The organism is Pseudenhygromyxa sp. WMMC2535 (assembly GCF_011083025.2).
On record NZ_JABJWV010000001.1, the window covers coordinates 3,136,763 to 3,152,500 of the forward strand.

Annotated in this window: 17 protein-coding genes (1 of these 17 running past the window's edge); 7 read left to right on the forward strand and 10 right to left on the reverse strand. The window is 67.6% G+C overall.

Annotated elements, in window-relative coordinates:
- Positions 1 to 2 precede the first annotated feature (2 nt).
- Positions 3 to 467 carry a hypothetical protein gene (locus G6O69_RS12050; protein ID WP_172303658.1) on the reverse strand — a complete coding sequence of 155 codons (465 nt, stop codon included), beginning with the start codon at positions 465 to 467 and terminating at the stop codon, positions 3 to 5.
- Positions 468 to 485: 18 nt separating this feature from the next.
- Here G6O69_RS12050 and G6O69_RS12055 point away from each other — a divergent pair, with 18 nt between their 5' ends.
- Entirely contained in the window at positions 486 to 1,931 is a 1,446-nt protein-coding gene (locus G6O69_RS12055) for a hypothetical protein (RefSeq protein ID WP_172303659.1), read from the forward strand.
- On the opposite strand, the gene G6O69_RS12060 is transcribed toward G6O69_RS12055, so the two are convergent.
- The 5 genes from G6O69_RS12060 to G6O69_RS12080 are packed head-to-tail and all read right to left on the reverse strand — an operon-like array spanning position 1,889 to position 6,310.
- Positions 1,889 to 2,656, reverse strand: coding sequence for a PAAR-like domain-containing protein (locus G6O69_RS12060; protein ID WP_172303660.1), 768 nt, complete (start codon positions 2,654 to 2,656; stop codon positions 1,889 to 1,891). The genes G6O69_RS12055 and G6O69_RS12060 overlap by 43 nt on opposite strands.
- Entirely contained in the window at positions 2,656 to 3,687 is a 1,032-nt protein-coding gene (locus G6O69_RS12065) for a hypothetical protein (protein WP_172303661.1), read from the reverse strand. The genes G6O69_RS12060 and G6O69_RS12065 overlap by 1 nt, the downstream gene beginning before the upstream one ends.
- Positions 3,684 to 4,760, reverse strand: a complete 1,077-nt coding sequence (locus tag G6O69_RS12070) for a DUF2169 domain-containing protein (RefSeq protein ID WP_172303662.1) — start codon at positions 4,758 to 4,760, stop codon at positions 3,684 to 3,686. Before G6O69_RS12070 ends, G6O69_RS12065 begins: the two co-directional genes overlap by 4 nt.
- Positions 4,761 to 4,767: 7 nt before the next feature.
- Positions 4,768 to 6,093 carry a hypothetical protein gene (locus G6O69_RS12075; protein WP_176396785.1) on the reverse strand — a complete coding sequence of 442 codons (1,326 nt, stop codon included), beginning with the start codon at positions 6,091 to 6,093 and terminating at the stop codon, positions 4,768 to 4,770.
- A 16-nt stretch (positions 6,094 to 6,109) separates the two neighbouring features.
- Positions 6,110 to 6,310: a hypothetical protein gene (locus G6O69_RS12080; protein WP_176396786.1), complete on the reverse strand. Its 201-nt coding sequence runs from the start codon at positions 6,308 to 6,310 to the stop codon at positions 6,110 to 6,112.
- A 71-nt stretch (positions 6,311 to 6,381) separates the two neighbouring features.
- Between G6O69_RS12080 and G6O69_RS12085 the strand changes: the two genes are divergently transcribed.
- From G6O69_RS12085 to G6O69_RS12105, 5 genes are all read left to right on the forward strand, one after another.
- Positions 6,382 to 6,570 (forward strand): hypothetical protein, encoded by a 189-nt coding sequence (locus G6O69_RS12085; RefSeq protein WP_176396787.1) that lies wholly within the window; start codon positions 6,382 to 6,384, stop codon positions 6,568 to 6,570.
- Between the two features lie 3 nt (positions 6,571 to 6,573).
- Positions 6,574 to 6,741: a hypothetical protein gene (locus G6O69_RS12090; protein WP_172303665.1), complete on the forward strand. Its 168-nt coding sequence runs from the start codon at positions 6,574 to 6,576 to the stop codon at positions 6,739 to 6,741.
- Between the two features lie 297 nt (positions 6,742 to 7,038).
- Complete coding sequence (locus G6O69_RS12095; RefSeq protein WP_217909813.1) at positions 7,039 to 8,202, forward strand: Fic family protein; 1,164 nt, start codon at positions 7,039 to 7,041, stop codon at positions 8,200 to 8,202.
- A 278-nt stretch (positions 8,203 to 8,480) separates the two neighbouring features.
- Positions 8,481 to 9,515: a hypothetical protein gene (locus tag G6O69_RS12100; RefSeq protein ID WP_172303666.1), complete on the forward strand. Its 1,035-nt coding sequence runs from the start codon at positions 8,481 to 8,483 to the stop codon at positions 9,513 to 9,515.
- Positions 9,508 to 10,347 carry a GSU2403 family nucleotidyltransferase fold protein gene (locus G6O69_RS12105; RefSeq protein WP_172303667.1) on the forward strand — a complete coding sequence of 280 codons (840 nt, stop codon included), beginning with the start codon at positions 9,508 to 9,510 and terminating at the stop codon, positions 10,345 to 10,347. The genes G6O69_RS12100 and G6O69_RS12105 overlap by 8 nt, the downstream gene beginning before the upstream one ends.
- Positions 10,348 to 10,353: 6 nt before the next feature.
- On the opposite strand, the gene G6O69_RS12110 is transcribed toward G6O69_RS12105, so the two are convergent.
- Complete coding sequence (locus tag G6O69_RS12110; protein WP_172303668.1) at positions 10,354 to 10,647, reverse strand: hypothetical protein; 294 nt, start codon at positions 10,645 to 10,647, stop codon at positions 10,354 to 10,356.
- 371 nt (positions 10,648 to 11,018) lie between these two features.
- Here G6O69_RS12110 and G6O69_RS12115 point away from each other — a divergent pair, with 371 nt between their 5' ends.
- Positions 11,019 to 11,882, forward strand: coding sequence for a hypothetical protein (locus G6O69_RS12115; protein WP_176396788.1), 864 nt, complete (start codon positions 11,019 to 11,021; stop codon positions 11,880 to 11,882).
- A 237-nt stretch (positions 11,883 to 12,119) separates the two neighbouring features.
- On the opposite strand, the gene G6O69_RS12120 is transcribed toward G6O69_RS12115, so the two are convergent.
- The 3 genes in view from G6O69_RS12120 to G6O69_RS12130 are tightly spaced (at most 8 nt apart) and all read right to left on the reverse strand, a layout consistent with a single transcriptional unit that may run on beyond the window.
- Positions 12,120 to 14,627, reverse strand: coding sequence for a S8 family peptidase (locus G6O69_RS12120; protein ID WP_172303669.1), 2,508 nt, complete (start codon positions 14,625 to 14,627; stop codon positions 12,120 to 12,122).
- Positions 14,628 to 14,635: 8 nt separating this feature from the next.
- Complete coding sequence (locus G6O69_RS12125) at positions 14,636 to 15,670, reverse strand: AAA family ATPase (protein ID WP_172308208.1); 1,035 nt, start codon at positions 15,668 to 15,670, stop codon at positions 14,636 to 14,638.
- On the reverse strand, positions 15,670 to 15,738 hold the final stretch of the coding sequence (locus G6O69_RS12130; protein WP_172303670.1) for a hypothetical protein. 501 nt of this gene lie beyond the right edge of the window; 69 of the gene's 570 nt are visible here — the last part of the coding sequence; its start codon lies off the right edge, out of view; it ends in the stop codon at positions 15,670 to 15,672. The genes G6O69_RS12125 and G6O69_RS12130 overlap by 1 nt, the downstream gene beginning before the upstream one ends.

Genomic DNA, 15,738 nt, shown 5'->3' on the forward strand with positions numbered 1-15,738 from the left:
GGTCAATCCTGGAAGCTCTGAACTCGGGTCTGGAGCGCTTCGATGTCAGCACACGGGCCCTCGAGAACGGGATCGGGGATGAGGTTGGCGTCGGATGTCGGGCAGCCACCCGCAGCTAATGGTGTCTTGTGGTTGACCTGCGAGCGATGGGTAACGGTCGTTTGTTCGGGGTTCGCCCGACGGTAACGACTCAGGTAGGATGCCCGCCTCCTGTCGAAGATGTTTCGTGCCACTTGGGCCCGCCCGTTTGGCTCGAAGTGTGTTCCGCACCCCTCGTCTGGCGGGTTGTGTAGATTTGGACAGTCGGGGTTTTTCGCAGTCATCTCGCGAAGCTGGCTCAGCGTGGACTCGGCATCGTTGCCTTTGTTGATGATGATGTCGGGGCGGATCCGATCCTGAGCAGGCTCCCCAGCGCGTTGCAGGAGGACGGCGACTCCCCGGTTGTGGTTTCCGAGGTTTGAGATCATGCTGGGCTGGAGGTCACCATGGCAAGCCGGAAAAAGCCCAAGAAGCCGAACAGTGAGCTGGTGCGGAAGCTCGCGGCGATGATCAAGCAGAAGGTCGACGAGCAGCTCGGGCCAGATGCGACCTTCGAGCAGCGGCGTGATCTGGAGGCGGAGCTGATGCGAGACGTGCTGTGGCAGCGTGAGGACGACGACTTGCGCGAGTCTGTCTCGGAGGCCGACGTGGTCGAGGTCGGAGGCCGACGCTACGCTCGCCTGTCGCAGCGGTCGTCGGCGACCTACCACGGACGCTGGGGGCCGCACACGATCGAGGAGGCGCTCTACCGGGAGCTCGGCGTGCACAACGGGCCGACGATCAAGCCGCTGGAGCTGTGCGTCGGTATGATCGCCCGACGCTTGACCCCCGACTTCGCCCGCATCGCTGGTGAGCTGAGCGCGGACCTGAACAGCCGCGAGCTCGAGAACATCCTGAGGGTGGTCGGGATGCGGCCTCCGAGCCGTTCGTTGCTCGAAAAGCGCGTCAAGCTGATGTCCGCCGACATCGTCGAAGACGTCGACATGCTCGAGGCCGCGAGCAGGGCCGTGGAGGCCATCCCGCCGGGAGTGGCCTCGATCAGCTGCGGGCTCGATCGCTTCTCGGTGCGCATGGCTGAGCAGCTCGACGCCGACCTCGCGGAGGCGGCGCGACCGAAGCGGCGGCTCGCGGAGTACGTCCGCAAGCCGCCGCCCCCCAAGGAGCACCACTGGCGAAAGGCGTGGGTGGGCAGCGTCACCATCCACGACGCGGAGGGACAGGAGCTGCACACCTGGCGATACGCAGCCGATGCGGGGGAGGACGTCCGAAAGCTCGCCGAGCGGGTCGCGGCGGACGTGGCGTGGATCCTCCGTAGCCACCCACAGCTCCCGGTTCACGTGGTCCAAGACGCCGCGCCCGAGCTGCGTGCGCTGCCCGAGGCGTTGGCTCGAGTGCTGCCGAGCGACGCGAAGGTCCGGACCTTGATCGACTTCGAGCACCTGACGAGCAACTACCTCGATGCAGTCGTGGATGCCTGCGAGCCCGAGGGCGATCCCTTCAACATGAAGAGCTGGTATCGCGGCGAGCTCCTGCGCGACGACGGAGCGATCGAGCGGATCTGGCGAGGTCTTCTGGAACGGGCGAAGCGACTGCCGGGCCGGGACACGACCGCTCGCACGGCGGTCGCGGCCGCGCTCAGCTACATACGCCATCGCAAACCACTGATGCGTTATGCGTCGTCGTACGCGGCCAACCTGCCCATTGGTAGCGGCGCGACCGAGAGCACCTGCTGGACGATGCAACGCCGCGTCAAGCGCCCCGCGCAGTCCTGGGAGGTGCCTGGCCTGCGAGGAACGCTCGCACTGCGAGCCCTCGTCATCTCGAAACGCTGGCGCGCCGTTTGGGCCACCTATGCCGCTGTCCATCGCCACGAGGTCACGCTCGCCCATTGATCAGGATCGAATCCACCTCGGATGATGTCTTTGGTCGGAAGACCGTCATACGCGGGGTTCCCATCCGTACCCGGCCTGTTGGCCCAACTGGGTAGCTTCCCGCTGTCGACGGTCGCCTGCATTTCATCGCGTCGGCTCATGAATCGGTCGACGCGGTCGGCGTAGAATTGATCCTGCGTCACCACAGGTGAGAGCCCCCCATCAGGCCCGATCTGGTTCGGGTGAGCATCTTCTCCACAGCACGGACACTTTGGCGTTTCCGCTCCTCCCTCGCCAGCGCCCCCGGGGCTCATCGACTCCAACCCTGGGCTCGGCGGTGTCCCCGGTAGCTCGCTGCCGTGATTGCTCGTTGCGATGTCGAGGTGCCGGTTGACCTTGCTGCCCTCGAAGCTGACGTTCATCGAGCAGGCCTGAAAGTAGGTCTTCCCCGTGATCTGCTTGGTCAGCACGCTCCCGCCAAAGGCCTTGGTCGCGGCCTCGTTGCCCAACGGCGAACTCGCGTAGTAGCTCTTGCCATGAAGCGCGGCCGGCTTGCCGCCGATCTTGACGTCCTTGCTGCCCTTTTTGAGATCCCGCGCCATGGAGGTGTCGGCGTAGGGAACGGGGACCGGGCCCGTCGGCGGAGTTGGCGGGCTCATGCACACGTCCGGGAAGGCAGCGACGACCTTGTTGGCGCCGGCAGCGTGGACGACCTCCATCTTGTTTGCGTAGACTTTCTTCCCCATCAGGTCCTCGGGTCGTTTGAGGTGGTCAGGACGAGGGCGCCGCGCTCGCCCTCGGTGTTTCCGGCGAAGCAGATCGTGCGTGGTCCCGGGCCTTGGTGGCAAGCGATGCTCTCGGCGGCGAGGACAACTCCGCACAACCCCGCGGCGAGGCCCATGTCACCCAGGCAGGTGGCGGGCAGCCGCAGCGGGAGCTGGGGTTTGGGTTCGCGCAGCAGGCGAGCGAGCAGCAGGGCCTGCTCCTTGAAGGCGTAGCCGTCACCGGCGGCGTCTGAGATGCGAAGATCGAGGGATCCAGGGTCCCATCCGGCAGCCGACAACGCCTGGCGTGCGGCGGTGAGCACCCCTCGTGCGCGCAGGGGGATGTCGTTGGACGGCAAGCCCGGCTCTCGGCCAAAGCCCAGCCCGTGGATCTCCGCGATCGCGGGGCTCGAGTCGCGGCTGAGCAGCAGCGCTGCGGCGCCCTCACCTGGGATGACGCCGTCGGGGTTGCGCTCGGTCTGCAGGCGTCGCTGACGAGCGAGGTTGGCGAGCGGGCGCCCGCCGATCAGCGAATCCGCGGCAGCGACGAGGCAGCGCTCCGATTGGGCGAGGTAGGTCTGGGCCCACTCGAGCGCGCGAAAGCCCGCGCTCGCGCCCTGGCTGGGGACGACGGCGACCATCTCGGGCCTGAGACCGTGTGTTGGGACCGGGCAGGAGTGCAGGGCGTCGATGATCTCCTCCCTGCGCTGAGCTTGACCCGCGTCGGTCGGTGGTAGCGCCAGGACCACGGGGAGGCGGCTGCGCTCGGCTGGCGAGACGTCGGCCAGCGCTTCGTTGACGGCCCAGGCCAACAGCTGAGTCGCCCGCGCACGATAGCTTGGACGATCGAGCAGCTCATCCAGACGCCCGAGCGCGGCGCCGGTGAGGGCCTCACAGTCGTCGTCGACGTAGTCGATCTCATCGAAGGCGACCAGCCCAGCACGCACGGCCGCAGCGGCGTTTGGCCAGCGAAGCCCGAGCGGACAGGCCATGCCCATGGCTGTGATCTTCATCGACCACCTCGCGGCCGATCTCGTCGCGGGGCCAGCCAGCGCAAGGTCGCGGCGATCCCTGGGAACACCGGCTTGCCGCGGCGATAGCCGATGATCCCGTCCCGGGCCGGGAGCGGTTGCTCGCCAACGTCGACGCCGCGCAGATCCGTGAGCTTCTTGGTCAGCGGAGCGCTCGCTCGCCACACCAAGCGCACGCGCTCGTGGTGGGGCTCGAGGATCACGGTGTCGAGCACGGCCCGTCGCTCGACGCGGCCCGCGACGAAGTCGAAGCTCACGGGGGGTGCCTGCTCGGGGATCCGATAGGTCACGACAGAGCGCTCAGCCATGTGTACGCAGCGGATCAGCTCGCCGCCGCGAAAGTGGGGGAACTGCTGATCGAGCGGCGCGCACTGAAAGTAGCGATCGTCGAAGTCCTCGGGCAAGAAGGGGCAGCGCTCGGCTCGCCAGCGCTCGTCGTAGGTGCCCGCGAAGGCTCGGCGTGGGTCCCAGCTACGGCCCACACAGCCAACGCCGACCGGGGCGGAACGCGAGCGGGGGCCTTGGAGCTGCGCGCGGGGATCTTCGATGTTGGGCAGAGGCTGACCCTCGGCTGGATCGGCGCCGACGCCCAGCGGGTTGCGAAGATCACTCGGCCCACCGTAGGCTTGGTCGAAGACCAGCGGCATCTCCGTGAAGGGCACGGGCGCCGAGGGCCGAAGCCCCAGGCCCGCTCGGACCCATCGACGCTCGCCGATGACGAGCAGATCTTTGCTGCGTCCATCGACCTCGAGGCGCACGGGCAGCTCGGTCACGGGCTCGCCGTTCGGAGCGACGGCCTTGCCGACGACGATCACGTCGGTCGCGGGCTTGCGCAGGGCGAAGTCGTGCTCCATGGCGACGCTCGTTTGTGCTGGGTCGCCATGGTGGACGTCGCACATCGTCGGTGGATGCTGCTCGGGTGCGAGGTGGAGCTGTCCGTCGGGGTCGGCGTGATAGGTGCCGACGACCGCCACGACGCAGTGCTCGCGGCCATCGACGTCGCTCTGCGCCGACAGCCCTGCCGCGAGTCCGGTCGTGTTGGAGCGGATCTCCATGCGCGCTTCAGAGCCTCCCCTTTTGTGCATCGATGCCGGCGGCGTGGGCCGTGGCCGCCGCGAGCGAGGCCCGTTGCGCCCAACACCACGCGCGGGTGTCGACGAAGGCACGACCGTGACTTCGGACCTCGAGCTCGAAAGCGAGGGCGCTCCGGCGTCGGGCGCTGCCATGCTCGAGCGCCGCGAGCAGGCCTGGGCCGTCGAGGGGTCGGCCGGCGAGGTAGCGAAGCTCGGGGGAGAACTGCGTTCGCGTCCGAGCCCACCAGTCGCGCAGCGCGGCTGGGTCAGGGCGAGGGAGAGCGTCCTCGCTGTCGGGGACGAGGTCGGCCTCGAGGTCGTCGTGCTCGAGGGCTGGGAGGCCGTCGTCGTGCGCTGCGTCCGAGGGGGGGAGCCAGTAGCGCTCGTCTTCCGTGGACAGGCCGGTGATCGCACAGATCGCTTCGGCGGCCAGGGGGGCGAGCGCCGGGTCGTCGAGGCAATCGAGACACCGGTCGACGGCCTCGACCCGGCCGGAGAAGCCCAGCGCCCACAGAAGCGCGCGCGATGGCTCTGTGTTGTTTGCATGCCAGACCAGCCAGGTGTGCTCCGAGGGGCCACCGAGCTGGGCGAGCCAGGTCAGCGCGTGGTCTCGCATCGCAGTGGCCTCGATCTGCTGCGCCCAGTGACGAACCCAGTCGCCTGCGCCGGGGAGGCTGTGGATGAGCGCGCACTCCAGCGTTGCGCGGCGTAGGTCATTGGGGTGCTCGGTCGCCTGTTGAACGATCTGAGTGACCGCGGCGAGGGTAGCGAGGATCGTCGGGCTGACGCCGCGTCGGGCGAGCTGGGTAGCCGCCCAGACCACCTCCGGATTCGGACTCGAGAGCAGGTCGCCGAGCTGGCCCACCAACGCGTGATTCGGTCCGGAGTGACTTGCCAGCGCTCGTAGTAGCGTCGGTTGAGCAGGCTCGTGTTCGAGCAGACGCGACAGCTCGGCGACGAGGGCCGAGTTCATGGTCGCGTCGACCCCGAGTGCGAGCGCGTGGGCCAGTCCCTTTCGCTGGTCCGCGCTCCCCGCTTCACGCACGCGGGGCAACAGGGATTGGACACCGGGCCCCGCGGCCATGACTCCGAGGGCCGCGACCGCGACCTGCTCGATCTCGTGGTTGGGGTCAGAGGCGAGCTCGAGGAGATGTTGCGCGACGAGCGGGCCACCTCGGCGCAGGGCTTCGAGGTGGTTGAAGAGTCTGCGCTCGGGACCGACCTCGATCTCGGCGAGCGTGTAGTGCGGCGCCTCCAGAGCAGCATCTCGCAGTTCGAAGCAAAACGCGGCTTCGTCGAGGTGGCGTTCGTGCACGTCCCACACGATCTCCTCAGCTGCAAGCGGTGAGATCGGGAGTCGGGATGGCCAGCTTCGGCCTGACGCAGTCTGTCTGGGGATGGACAAGGTCGCTCCAAGGTATGCCACAGCTCGTGCGTGGCGTGGTCACCGTCGTCGACAGCCACAGCAAGAGCCGGCCGAGCATCGCCTCCACGTCCGCCGCCAGCTGACGCAGGAGGACGAGGTCGCCCAAGTCGAAGAAGATGCGGACGCTCCACCTGTCGTGGGACGCCCGCGAGGCGCTCAGCCGCCGCACCCGCGAACATGAGCTCGTGTTCTGAAGCCCGCCGGGCTACCACGTCCGCGGGATGCGGAGCGGCCCAGCCAAGGGCGGGCGGCGAGCCGTGGACCCACAAGGAGATCGGCAACGCGGTCCGCCGCACCGCTGAACAGGCGGGCCTGCCGAAGGAGGTCACCCCGCATACCTCGAGGCACAGCTTCGGGACGCGATGAGCGATGCGCGGGGTGACCTGGAAGCAGCTCCAGCAGTGGATGGGCCACTCGGACGTGCGCATCACGATCGAGACCTACTGCCACGTGGCCCCCGACTACGGCCATGCGGAGATCGACAAGATCGCGCTGCCTCGCCGGCCGATCTTGCTTGGAGAAACCTTGGAGAAATAACGAGAAACGCCCTCCAGCATGAGCTGAAGGGCGCTCAGAGACTCCCCTCGCGGGGCGCCAGCGCGAGTCGGAATGGTCGCTTTCGCTAGAAAAGTGGCCATTCAAATCAAGGGTTTGCGGCGGTCAGCGCTTTTCGGCGGTGTTTGCGTGAAACAGGGCCGGGTGTCGAGAGGGCGAAACACTATCGCGAGGCGAGACGCCGCGAGACTCTCTACGGGCGCGTCCTCGCAGCCCGCTAGTAACGCTTGCTTGACTTGAAGCGGGCACTGGTAAAGGATTCGTTTCTAGGCGCTGCCGGTGGGACGGTACGAGAGCACCTCGGCGGGGGGTGAGCAGGTCCGGGCCTTCGTGCCCGACACGCTGCCTCCTGCCGGCCCGTCCATCGTCATCGACGGGGAGCTGGCTGAGCGGGTGCGCGCCGCGGAGCAGGCGCTCGTGCGGCTCGAGCTGGCCGGCGAGATGGTCCCCTCGCTCGACTGGTTCATTTACGCGTTCGTGCGCAAGGAGGCGGTGCTCTCGTCCCAGATCGAGGGCACGCAGGCGACGCTCATGGACCTCCTCAACTACGAGGCCGAGAGCGACTCGCCCCCGCCGAACGCTGACGTCGAGGAGGTCTGCAACTACCTCGACGCGCTGACCTTCGCCCGCGAGCAGCTGGCCGAACCATCGGGGCTACCGCTCTCGATGCGCCTGCTCAACGAGACCCATCGGCTTTTGCTCCGAGGGGTCCGCGGCGAGAACAAGCAGCCGGGGGAGGTGCGCCGTAGCCAGAACTGGATCGGAGGCAGCCGCCCCGGCAACGCAGTCTACGTGCCGCCGCCTCCGAACGCGCTGCCCGAGGTGCTCTCGGCGTTCGAGCGCTACATCCACGCCGACGACTCGCTCCCGCCGGTGGTCCGCGCGGGTCTGCTCCACGTGCAGTTCGAGACCATCCACCCCTACCTCGACGGCAACGGTCGTATCGGTCGCTTGCTCGTGACGCTGCTGCTCGAGCACTGGCGACTGCTCACGCGCCCGCTGCTCTACCTCAGCCTCTTCTTCAAGCGTCACCGGCAGGAGTACTACCGCCGCCTCAACGCGGTGCGCGTCGACGGCGACTGGGAGGCCTGGCTGGACTTCTTCCTCGACGGCGTGGCGACCATCGCCGATGAGGCCGTCGCCACCTCGCGCGACCTCTTCACCCTGGTGACCGCCGACCGCCAGCGCGTCATCCACCACACGGGCGTCAACCTGCTCGCCGTGCAGCTCTTCGAGCGGCTGCCGAGCCGTCCCATCGTCACCGCGCCCTGGGTCGTCGAGGCGCTGTCGACGACGAAGCCCACCACGGGCCGCGCCATCGAGGCGCTCGAGGCGGCCGGTGTCCTCGTGGAGACCACCGGCAAGAAGCGCGACCGCGTCTATGCGTACCAGGCGTACCTCGACCGACTGCGCGCCGGGACCGAGCTCGGCGATGAAGGCTGACCTCCGCGCACGGAACTTCAGCGACAGCAAGGCGATCTGGCCCACGAGCGGCTCATCCGCCGGCGACAAGAGGCAGTCTCCAGACCGGGAGGTAGGAGGGAGGTCGGCGTGAGGTCGAAGCGAGGAACGACGATTCGGCGCGGGTTTATGGCGCCAGTTGAGTCAGAGCGACTCGTGTCGGGTGGCGAGTTGTTGTCTCAAATTGCGATGTTGCACAAGTTGGGCAACAGCATTATTCTGGACAACAGACGGCCGTTCCGTTGTCCGGATGCGGCCTGTTGCCCGAGGTGTGCAACGTGATGGTTTCGAACAACAAGCTCCTCGAAGGGGCGATACGACAGCTCGAGAGCCGTCTCCCTCCGGGGTGGGCGATCGAGAGCTTGATGGGGCGTGGCCCCGTCGACGCCGAGCTGAGATTCACCTCCAGCGAAGGCCGCTCGCGAAGCGTACCAGTGGAGATCAAACGTCGAATCGACCCTCGGATGGCGAGCCAGCTGCCACTTGGACCGTTGTGGATCGTGGTGGCCCCGTACCTGTCGAAGTCCGTGCGCGAGGTGCTCGAGGAGCGCGGCGCCAGCTACGCCGACCAGACGGGCAACACCCGCGTGGTGCTCGACGAGCCCGGGCTCTTCATCCTCACGACGGGTGCCGACTCGAATCCCTGGCCGGACAAGCGGAAGCTCTCGCTTCGGGGAATCAAGGCAGGGCGTGTCGTTCGAGCGCTCGCCGTGAAGCGCCCCCCAGTGGGTGTTCGCGAGCTCGCCGAGCTGGCCGACACCGATCCGGGCTACGTCTCGAGGCTACTCCGGATGCTCGATAGCGAGGCTATCGTCGAGAGGACCGCGCGTGGGCGCGTGGAGCTCGTCGACTGGCGGCGGTTGCTCGTGCAGTGGTCCGAGGATGTCCCGCTCGAAGGTCGGGCGGAGACCACCACGTGGCTCGCTCCTCGTGGCTTGAAGAGCGTGCTCGACCGACTCGGCTCCATGGAGTTCCCCTACCTCCTCACGGGCAGCGCCGCAGCCTCTCGGGTCGCCCCCGTCGCCCCGACGCGCCTGCTCTCCGTCTACGTCGATGACCCGAGCCGCGCCGCAGAGGCCCTTGGGCTGCGACCCGCCGACGCAGGGGCGAACGTCATCCTCTTACAGCCCGAGGACGAGGCCATCTACCAGCGGGCCATCGAGGTCGAAGGGCTGAGGCAGGCATCTCTGCCAATGATCGCCGCGGACCTGCTGACCGGTCCTGGGCGCTCTCCCGCAGAAGCCGAGGCTCTGATGGACTGGATGGAGAACAACGAGGAGGTGTGGCGTGGATGAGCTCTACGTGATCGCCCGGCGAGTCCTGCTGGACGCCCTCGAGGCGCTCGGACCCCACCGAGACGCGACCATCCTGGTGGGCGCGCAGGCGATCTACCTGCACACCGGAGAAGCCGAACTCGCGGTCGCCGAGTACACCATCGACGCCGACCTCGCCCTCGACCCCGAGCTGCTCGACGAGATCCCGCCTCTGGAGCAGGCGCTGCAGGACGCAGGCTTCCTCCACATGGGCAAGAGCGGAGTCGGGGTGTGGAAGACCAGCCGTCCCGACCGAGACGGGGGCGACGTCGAGGTACAGGTGGACCTCCTCGTGCCGAGCGCGGTCAGCCCTGGAAGGGGACGACGCGCCGCCCGGCTCCCTGGTCACGACGATAACGCCGCTCGCAAGGTCGATGGCCTCGAGGGCGTGCTCATCGATCAGGTGGAGATGGAGATTGGCTCGCTTGACCCGGACAACGATCCGCGGCGCATCACGGCCAAGGTCGCGGGTCCAGGCGCGCTCCTCGTCGCCAAGCTCTTCAAGATCAGCGAGCGCAAAGGGACCGCGCGCGCGAACGACAAAGACGCGCTCGACGTGCTGCGCATCCTGCAGGGCATCGAGACCGAAACCCTGGCCGAGAGCATCGCGCTCATGCACGGAGACGAACGTTCCAGGGCGGCCACCGAGCGGGCCACCGAGCTGTTCGAGGAGCTCTTCGGGACTCGAGGCAGCGAAGGCTCCGTCATGGCCGCTCGCGCGACCCAGCCACTGATGGATGAGGACCAGGTGCGACTGACTTGCGAGGTCCTCGCGGGCGATCTGCTCGCGGTGCTCGGTGAAGACGACGACTGAGGCAGCCTACGAGACCGGCTTCAACAGCGCCCATCGCAGCTCCTTGGGCGGCTGGAAGAGGTAGCGCTTCGCTCGACGGTCGTCGCCGCGGAGCAGCTTCGTCGAGCGCCACTCGTAGCGTCTCTCCTTCACGTCGAGAACCCGGCGCGCCGCCTCGACCTGCTTGTCGGGGCTGCCGTAGCTGTTGAGCATCTCGAGCTCCCCGGCGCGCAGCGGCTGACGACGCTCCATCAGCTCGGCGTAGGCCCACGCCTGCTGGTGCGTCAGCGAGGAGGGGGCCGAGGTCGCGGTGTTCTTCAACCAGGGCGACGTCGACGCGCCGTACTATCTCGGCCCTCCCCGAGGAGGCGCAGAAGGACCCGCCCGACAACCGCGTGCTCGCGACGCCCACGTTCCGCGTCGAGCTCGACGAGTCGGCGGACGCGCGGGCCTGATGGCGATCACCAGCTGCGCGCAGGCCAACGTCGCGCAGGAGGCCGCCAACGTCGGCAAGAGCCTAGCGTCGCTCGGCAAGTGATCACCGCGACGGTGACCACTACTCCCTGGACCCCCACGACGACGAGCTCGACCTCTGGGTCTTTCGTCTTGGCCTTCGCCCGCCGAAAGCTCCGCGGATCCGGCTGGTGCGGCCTGAGCCTGCGGCGCTGCCGGGGGAGGACACTCCGCTTTCGGTGGAAGAGCTCGACGAGGCATGGAAGGACGCCAGCCTCAACAGCTGGTCTGCACAACGCTTGGCCCTGGCCGTTCTCGACGCGCACGGCGGCCAGACGATGTCACCGCAAGATGTCGTCGGCTTCGTCGCGACGCGGACCAAGTGGCACGGACTGAGAGACGACTCGAGCAAGTTCAGACGCAAGGGGTGTCCAATCGCCGTCGAGGACGACGGGGGCTGGTCCATCGCCACCGGCACCGGAGATGCGCTCCGCGCGATGCGGAAGGCGGTCCGGGCGGGCATCGAGACGGCTCGGCGCCATGCTTCAGCGCGACCGGATCCATCGGTCATCGCGGCACAACGGAAGGCCGCCGAGCGGCGCCGAGCGGAGAACGCACGAGAGCTCGCGGCGATGACCCGGGCGCTTCTCGTGGGCTTTCCAGCGAAGGCTCCGAGAGCGGTCGCACTCTTGGACGTGGGCGAGCACAGCGTCCACACCTTCGTCGATGGGGAGCTTGACGAGCTTCGTCGCCGTGTCGCCGGCTACGACATCGTCGGCGCAGAGGATGTCCGCTCGCTCCTTCGCGCTCTCGATGTCGAGGCCGACGGGATGCGCCTCGCCGAGTTGGGGCACTCGGACGTGCGGACGACGATGCGCTACGCCCATCACGCACCGGAGCTGACGCCCGGGATCTTCGACCGGCTCTCGGAGCCGGCCGGGGGGACCGAGGGTCCGGTGATGGCCGGGGGAGATCTGGATGAGCCGACGGCTCGGGGGCGCTCGAGGAAGCGCCGCCGAGGGGGCTCGAAGGGGGGCTCTCGGGGGCGTGCTGGGGCTAGTGCGGGATCTCCGCGGGCGCGGAGTCTGGATGAATCTGGATGAATTCGGGATCCGGGGGATCGCCCGGAAATACTAAACCACCGTAGACGAGCGTCTAAGGGGGCCTAGCTTGCGAAATCTGAAAGCTCCCCTTGTGGGATGCTACGGCGAAACGGGGCTGAGCGGGCGGATCTCGCAAGTGCCTGATCTTGCTGGGCTTGCGAGAGGTGGGGCCCATGGGGCGTGGTTGCGTGAAACAGGGCGGCGGTGAGAGCGCGAGACGCCAAGGCGAACCGCATCTCATCCCCGACGGTCCACCCGAGCGCGAACCACCTGGCGAGCGCGGGTCCGAACCCGGGCCTGCAGTTGCTGGTAGATCTCGACCTGCGCGTCTCCGTGCCAGAACCGAATCGCCAGGCCGTACCGCTGCCCCGCTCCCTCGCCGTGGGCGAAACGCCCCTGGCAACCGACGAGGACATGGAGCACCGGCTCGGTCGCGCCAGCAGCGACGGGCAGCCCGCGGAACCGGCTCCACTCCTTGCGTCGGACTTGCAGCGTCGACCACTGGACGTCGGTCTTCGTGGGCCGCATGTCGAGCAGCTTTGACTGCGGGAGCGACGGTGCGCTGCCTTGGCCCGTGTGCCTCGTCCGGAAGTTCCGGACCTCGTCGATGGTGAGCCCCTTCAGAACCTCCACCCACATGGTGCGAGCCAGATACTCCCGCCGGCTCGCGCGCACGGGCGGATCGAACGCGAGGGCGACGGAGACGCCGCGCCTGCCGCTACCGTTTGCGAAGTTCGCCGGAACGGGCACCGCGTAGAGATGCCAGTGGTCTTCGTCGACGCTGTCCGAAGCGATCAGGCAGGCGTCGTTCGCCAGTGACGCCCGGACCCTGTCCACGTCGACCATGCCGTACCCGACGAGGCGCAGGCGATCCCACGTCTCCTTCCCTTCAGGGTCGAGTAGCCAATCCGGTCCACAGGGCGGCGTAGTTGAGCTGACCCCAAGGACGGCTCGGGCCGCGTTCGCGTCCAGCGTGCCGAGGGCGTCTTCGACTGCATCGAACGCCCAGGCCGCCGCGTTGCTGACATGTGGGGCCGCGAAGCTTGTCCCGCTCACGGCTGTGAGGGGGCGGCCTCCGTCGGTGTTCAGCCGAGTGGTGGGCTCCCCCAGCTGAAGGTCGCGGTCGACCCAGCTCGGTGTGCCACCCGCAAAAGCATGGACAGCGAAGTTGCCGCCGAACGCCACGAACTCTGGTTTCACGGCGCGCTGGGTCGACTTGCTCTCGTACCCGGGTCCCACGCGACTGAACGGTGCAGGAGCGCCCTCGGGTGCGCCTGCGAACGAGTCCCGCGTTCGCGGACTGGCGGAGCGAGCGATCGAGCCGACGGTGACCGCAATCGCCGAAGTTGCCGGGTTGCAGAGTCGGGCGGCAGGATCAGTGAGAAGCGCATCCCGGACCCCGGCCTGGAAGTCTTCTCGGGTCGCCACACCGGCCGGCATCGGGGGTGCGGGATTGTTGCCCGCGGACACGATGATCACGATGTTCAACTCGCGAGCAAGCTGGTCGAGCACCTCAGCCCAAGCGTACTGACGACCGCCCGCGTAGACGTCGTGGCGATTCCCGAGGGAGAGATTGAAGACTCGACAACCTCGGGTTTCGTGGAAGTGGCGGATCGCTCGCTCCACCAGGGCCTCGGGCCGGTGCTCATCGGGAAACGTCGTCCATCTCGGATCCTGTGGGTGCCGCCTCAGCACCTTCGCGTTGGCGATCATCACCTCGGGGTTCCACATGCCCGAGTCGACGCAACGCGCGACGTCACCGTAGACGGCGAGGCCGGCGACCTGCGTCCCGTGTCCGTGCTGGTCCACAGCGGTGTTCTCGCCAGTGTCGAAATCTCGCTCGTCCACCACCCACCCGCGGAGCAGTGGATGCCCAGGGAGAACACCGCTGTCGAGCACGGCCACGACAGGCTCGTCGCCGGTCGGCTGAGCGTGGTCCGGGAGTGGTTGAATCTCATCGAAGAGCGAGCCGTACACGGCCGGGAGCACGGGCGGCAGGTTGACCTGGGCGACGATATCCAGGTCAAGCAGGGCGTCCGCCAGCGCGCGGGTCGCTTGCACGCGCGCGAGCACGAGGCTGCTGGTGCGCAAGTCTTCCGCCACACGTCCTTGATGCGCCGCGCAGATCTGGCGCAGGTTGTTCAGGACCTCCCGGGCACCCTTGGGGGTCCCTGGGTGCCAGAGGTCGACATCGATGTAGAACGGCTCCGTGTCCGGAAAGCCCTCGTCGGCGAGCCGCGCACCAATGCGCTCCCCCCGAGACACCGTGCGGATGGTCTCAAGACCATCGAAGAACGTGCGACGCAGCCCCGGTGGCAGGCCCGTCGTTTGGTTCGAGTTGCGTCGATACTGATCCGCCTCGGCGCGGAGCCGCGCAACCTCCTGTTGGGACGGGAACTGCACCAGGATGTGGGTCAGCTCGTCTCCGGAATCCGTGGGGACGAGGCGTTCGTCAACGACCGCCGCACCGAAGCGCTCCTCGAACACGTCGCGACAACCGGTGTCCCAAGAGTGGAACTCGACTACCAGCAGCCGGTCGGGCGCGATTCCGGCTGCCTGCCGCGCGCCACCAACGGAAGTGACGGCCGCGTCGACATCTCGCCGGATGGCTCCCCCGTGTGCGCCCCTCGAGCGCTGCGGCATGGGTGAGCCGTGGCCGCGGCGGCGGCGACGCTCCGGTTCGAGATCTGGCTCACGCTCGATCCCGATGTGGGACTGCGGTTCGAGCTGATGTTCGTCCGCCATGGTGATGCCTACTCGCGGTCAACGGATGGAGCTGAGTCGGTCGGAGTCGCTCGCTCGAGCACGTCCCGCCGGTAGCGAAAGCGCTCGAGAGCAGCCTTGATGTCCTCGTTTCTGAGCTTGGTGGTCCCCTCGAGCGCGCAACGCTTCCGTGCATCCAAGCAGACGCGCTCAGCTTCGGCGAACGATGCTCCGCCGATCGCCTCGACAACCGACGAAACCTGCTTCTTCGTGACCTGCAGTGGCCGGAGCCGCTTGCGAACGAGCGCTTCAAGACCCGCGGCGTCGGGCAGGTCGAAGCGAACAACGTCGTCGAACCGCCTCCAGATCGCGGGATCGAGAACTTGCTCGAAGTTCGTGGCTGCAATCACCAAGGACCGCCCATCGAAGCTGTCGAGGAGCTGCAGGAACGAGTTCACGACGCGCTTGATCTCCCCGTGCTCGGTTGCGTCGTCGCGCGACCTCCCGATGGCGTCGAACTCATCGAAGAACACCACCCACTGACCGCGGTTGGCGTAGTCGAAAACCTTGCGAATGTTGGCGGCGGTCTCTCCAAGCAGCGACGAGACCACGCTATCAAAGCGGACATACAGCATGGGCAGGCCCAACTCTGCCGCCACAGCCTCCGCGCAGGCGGTCTTCCCACACCCCGACGGCCCGCAGAAGAGGAGTCGGCGAGTAGGCGTCAGCCCGTTTGCTTCCAAGATCTCCCAGCCTCGGACCTCCACCATGACGCGGTCCAACACGCTGCGAGTCCCCTCGTCGAGAACGAGGTCCTCGAAGTACCTGTCCGGGGTGCGAATCGCGAGAAGTGGCGTGCGCCGGTCGCTGTCCATGGGGACCGGGTCGAAGGAGGAGGAGAGCCCCCGAGCGTCCTGCAGCGACCGGACTCCATTCGCCAGGATCCGCTGAAGCTCGTTGGCGAGCACAGGGTGCTGCTTCTTGCGCTCCTCTTCGATGATCTCGTCGGCCACCGAGCGAAAGGCCGCGTCGTCGCGTCGTTGGTACGTCTCGAATAGCTTCTTCAGCAGGTCTGCACGCGCCATCATTGCCCTCCGAGTTGCTGGTGGCCCACAGAGGTAGAGGGCGGTTGAGCGGCCGGTGAGACGTAGCC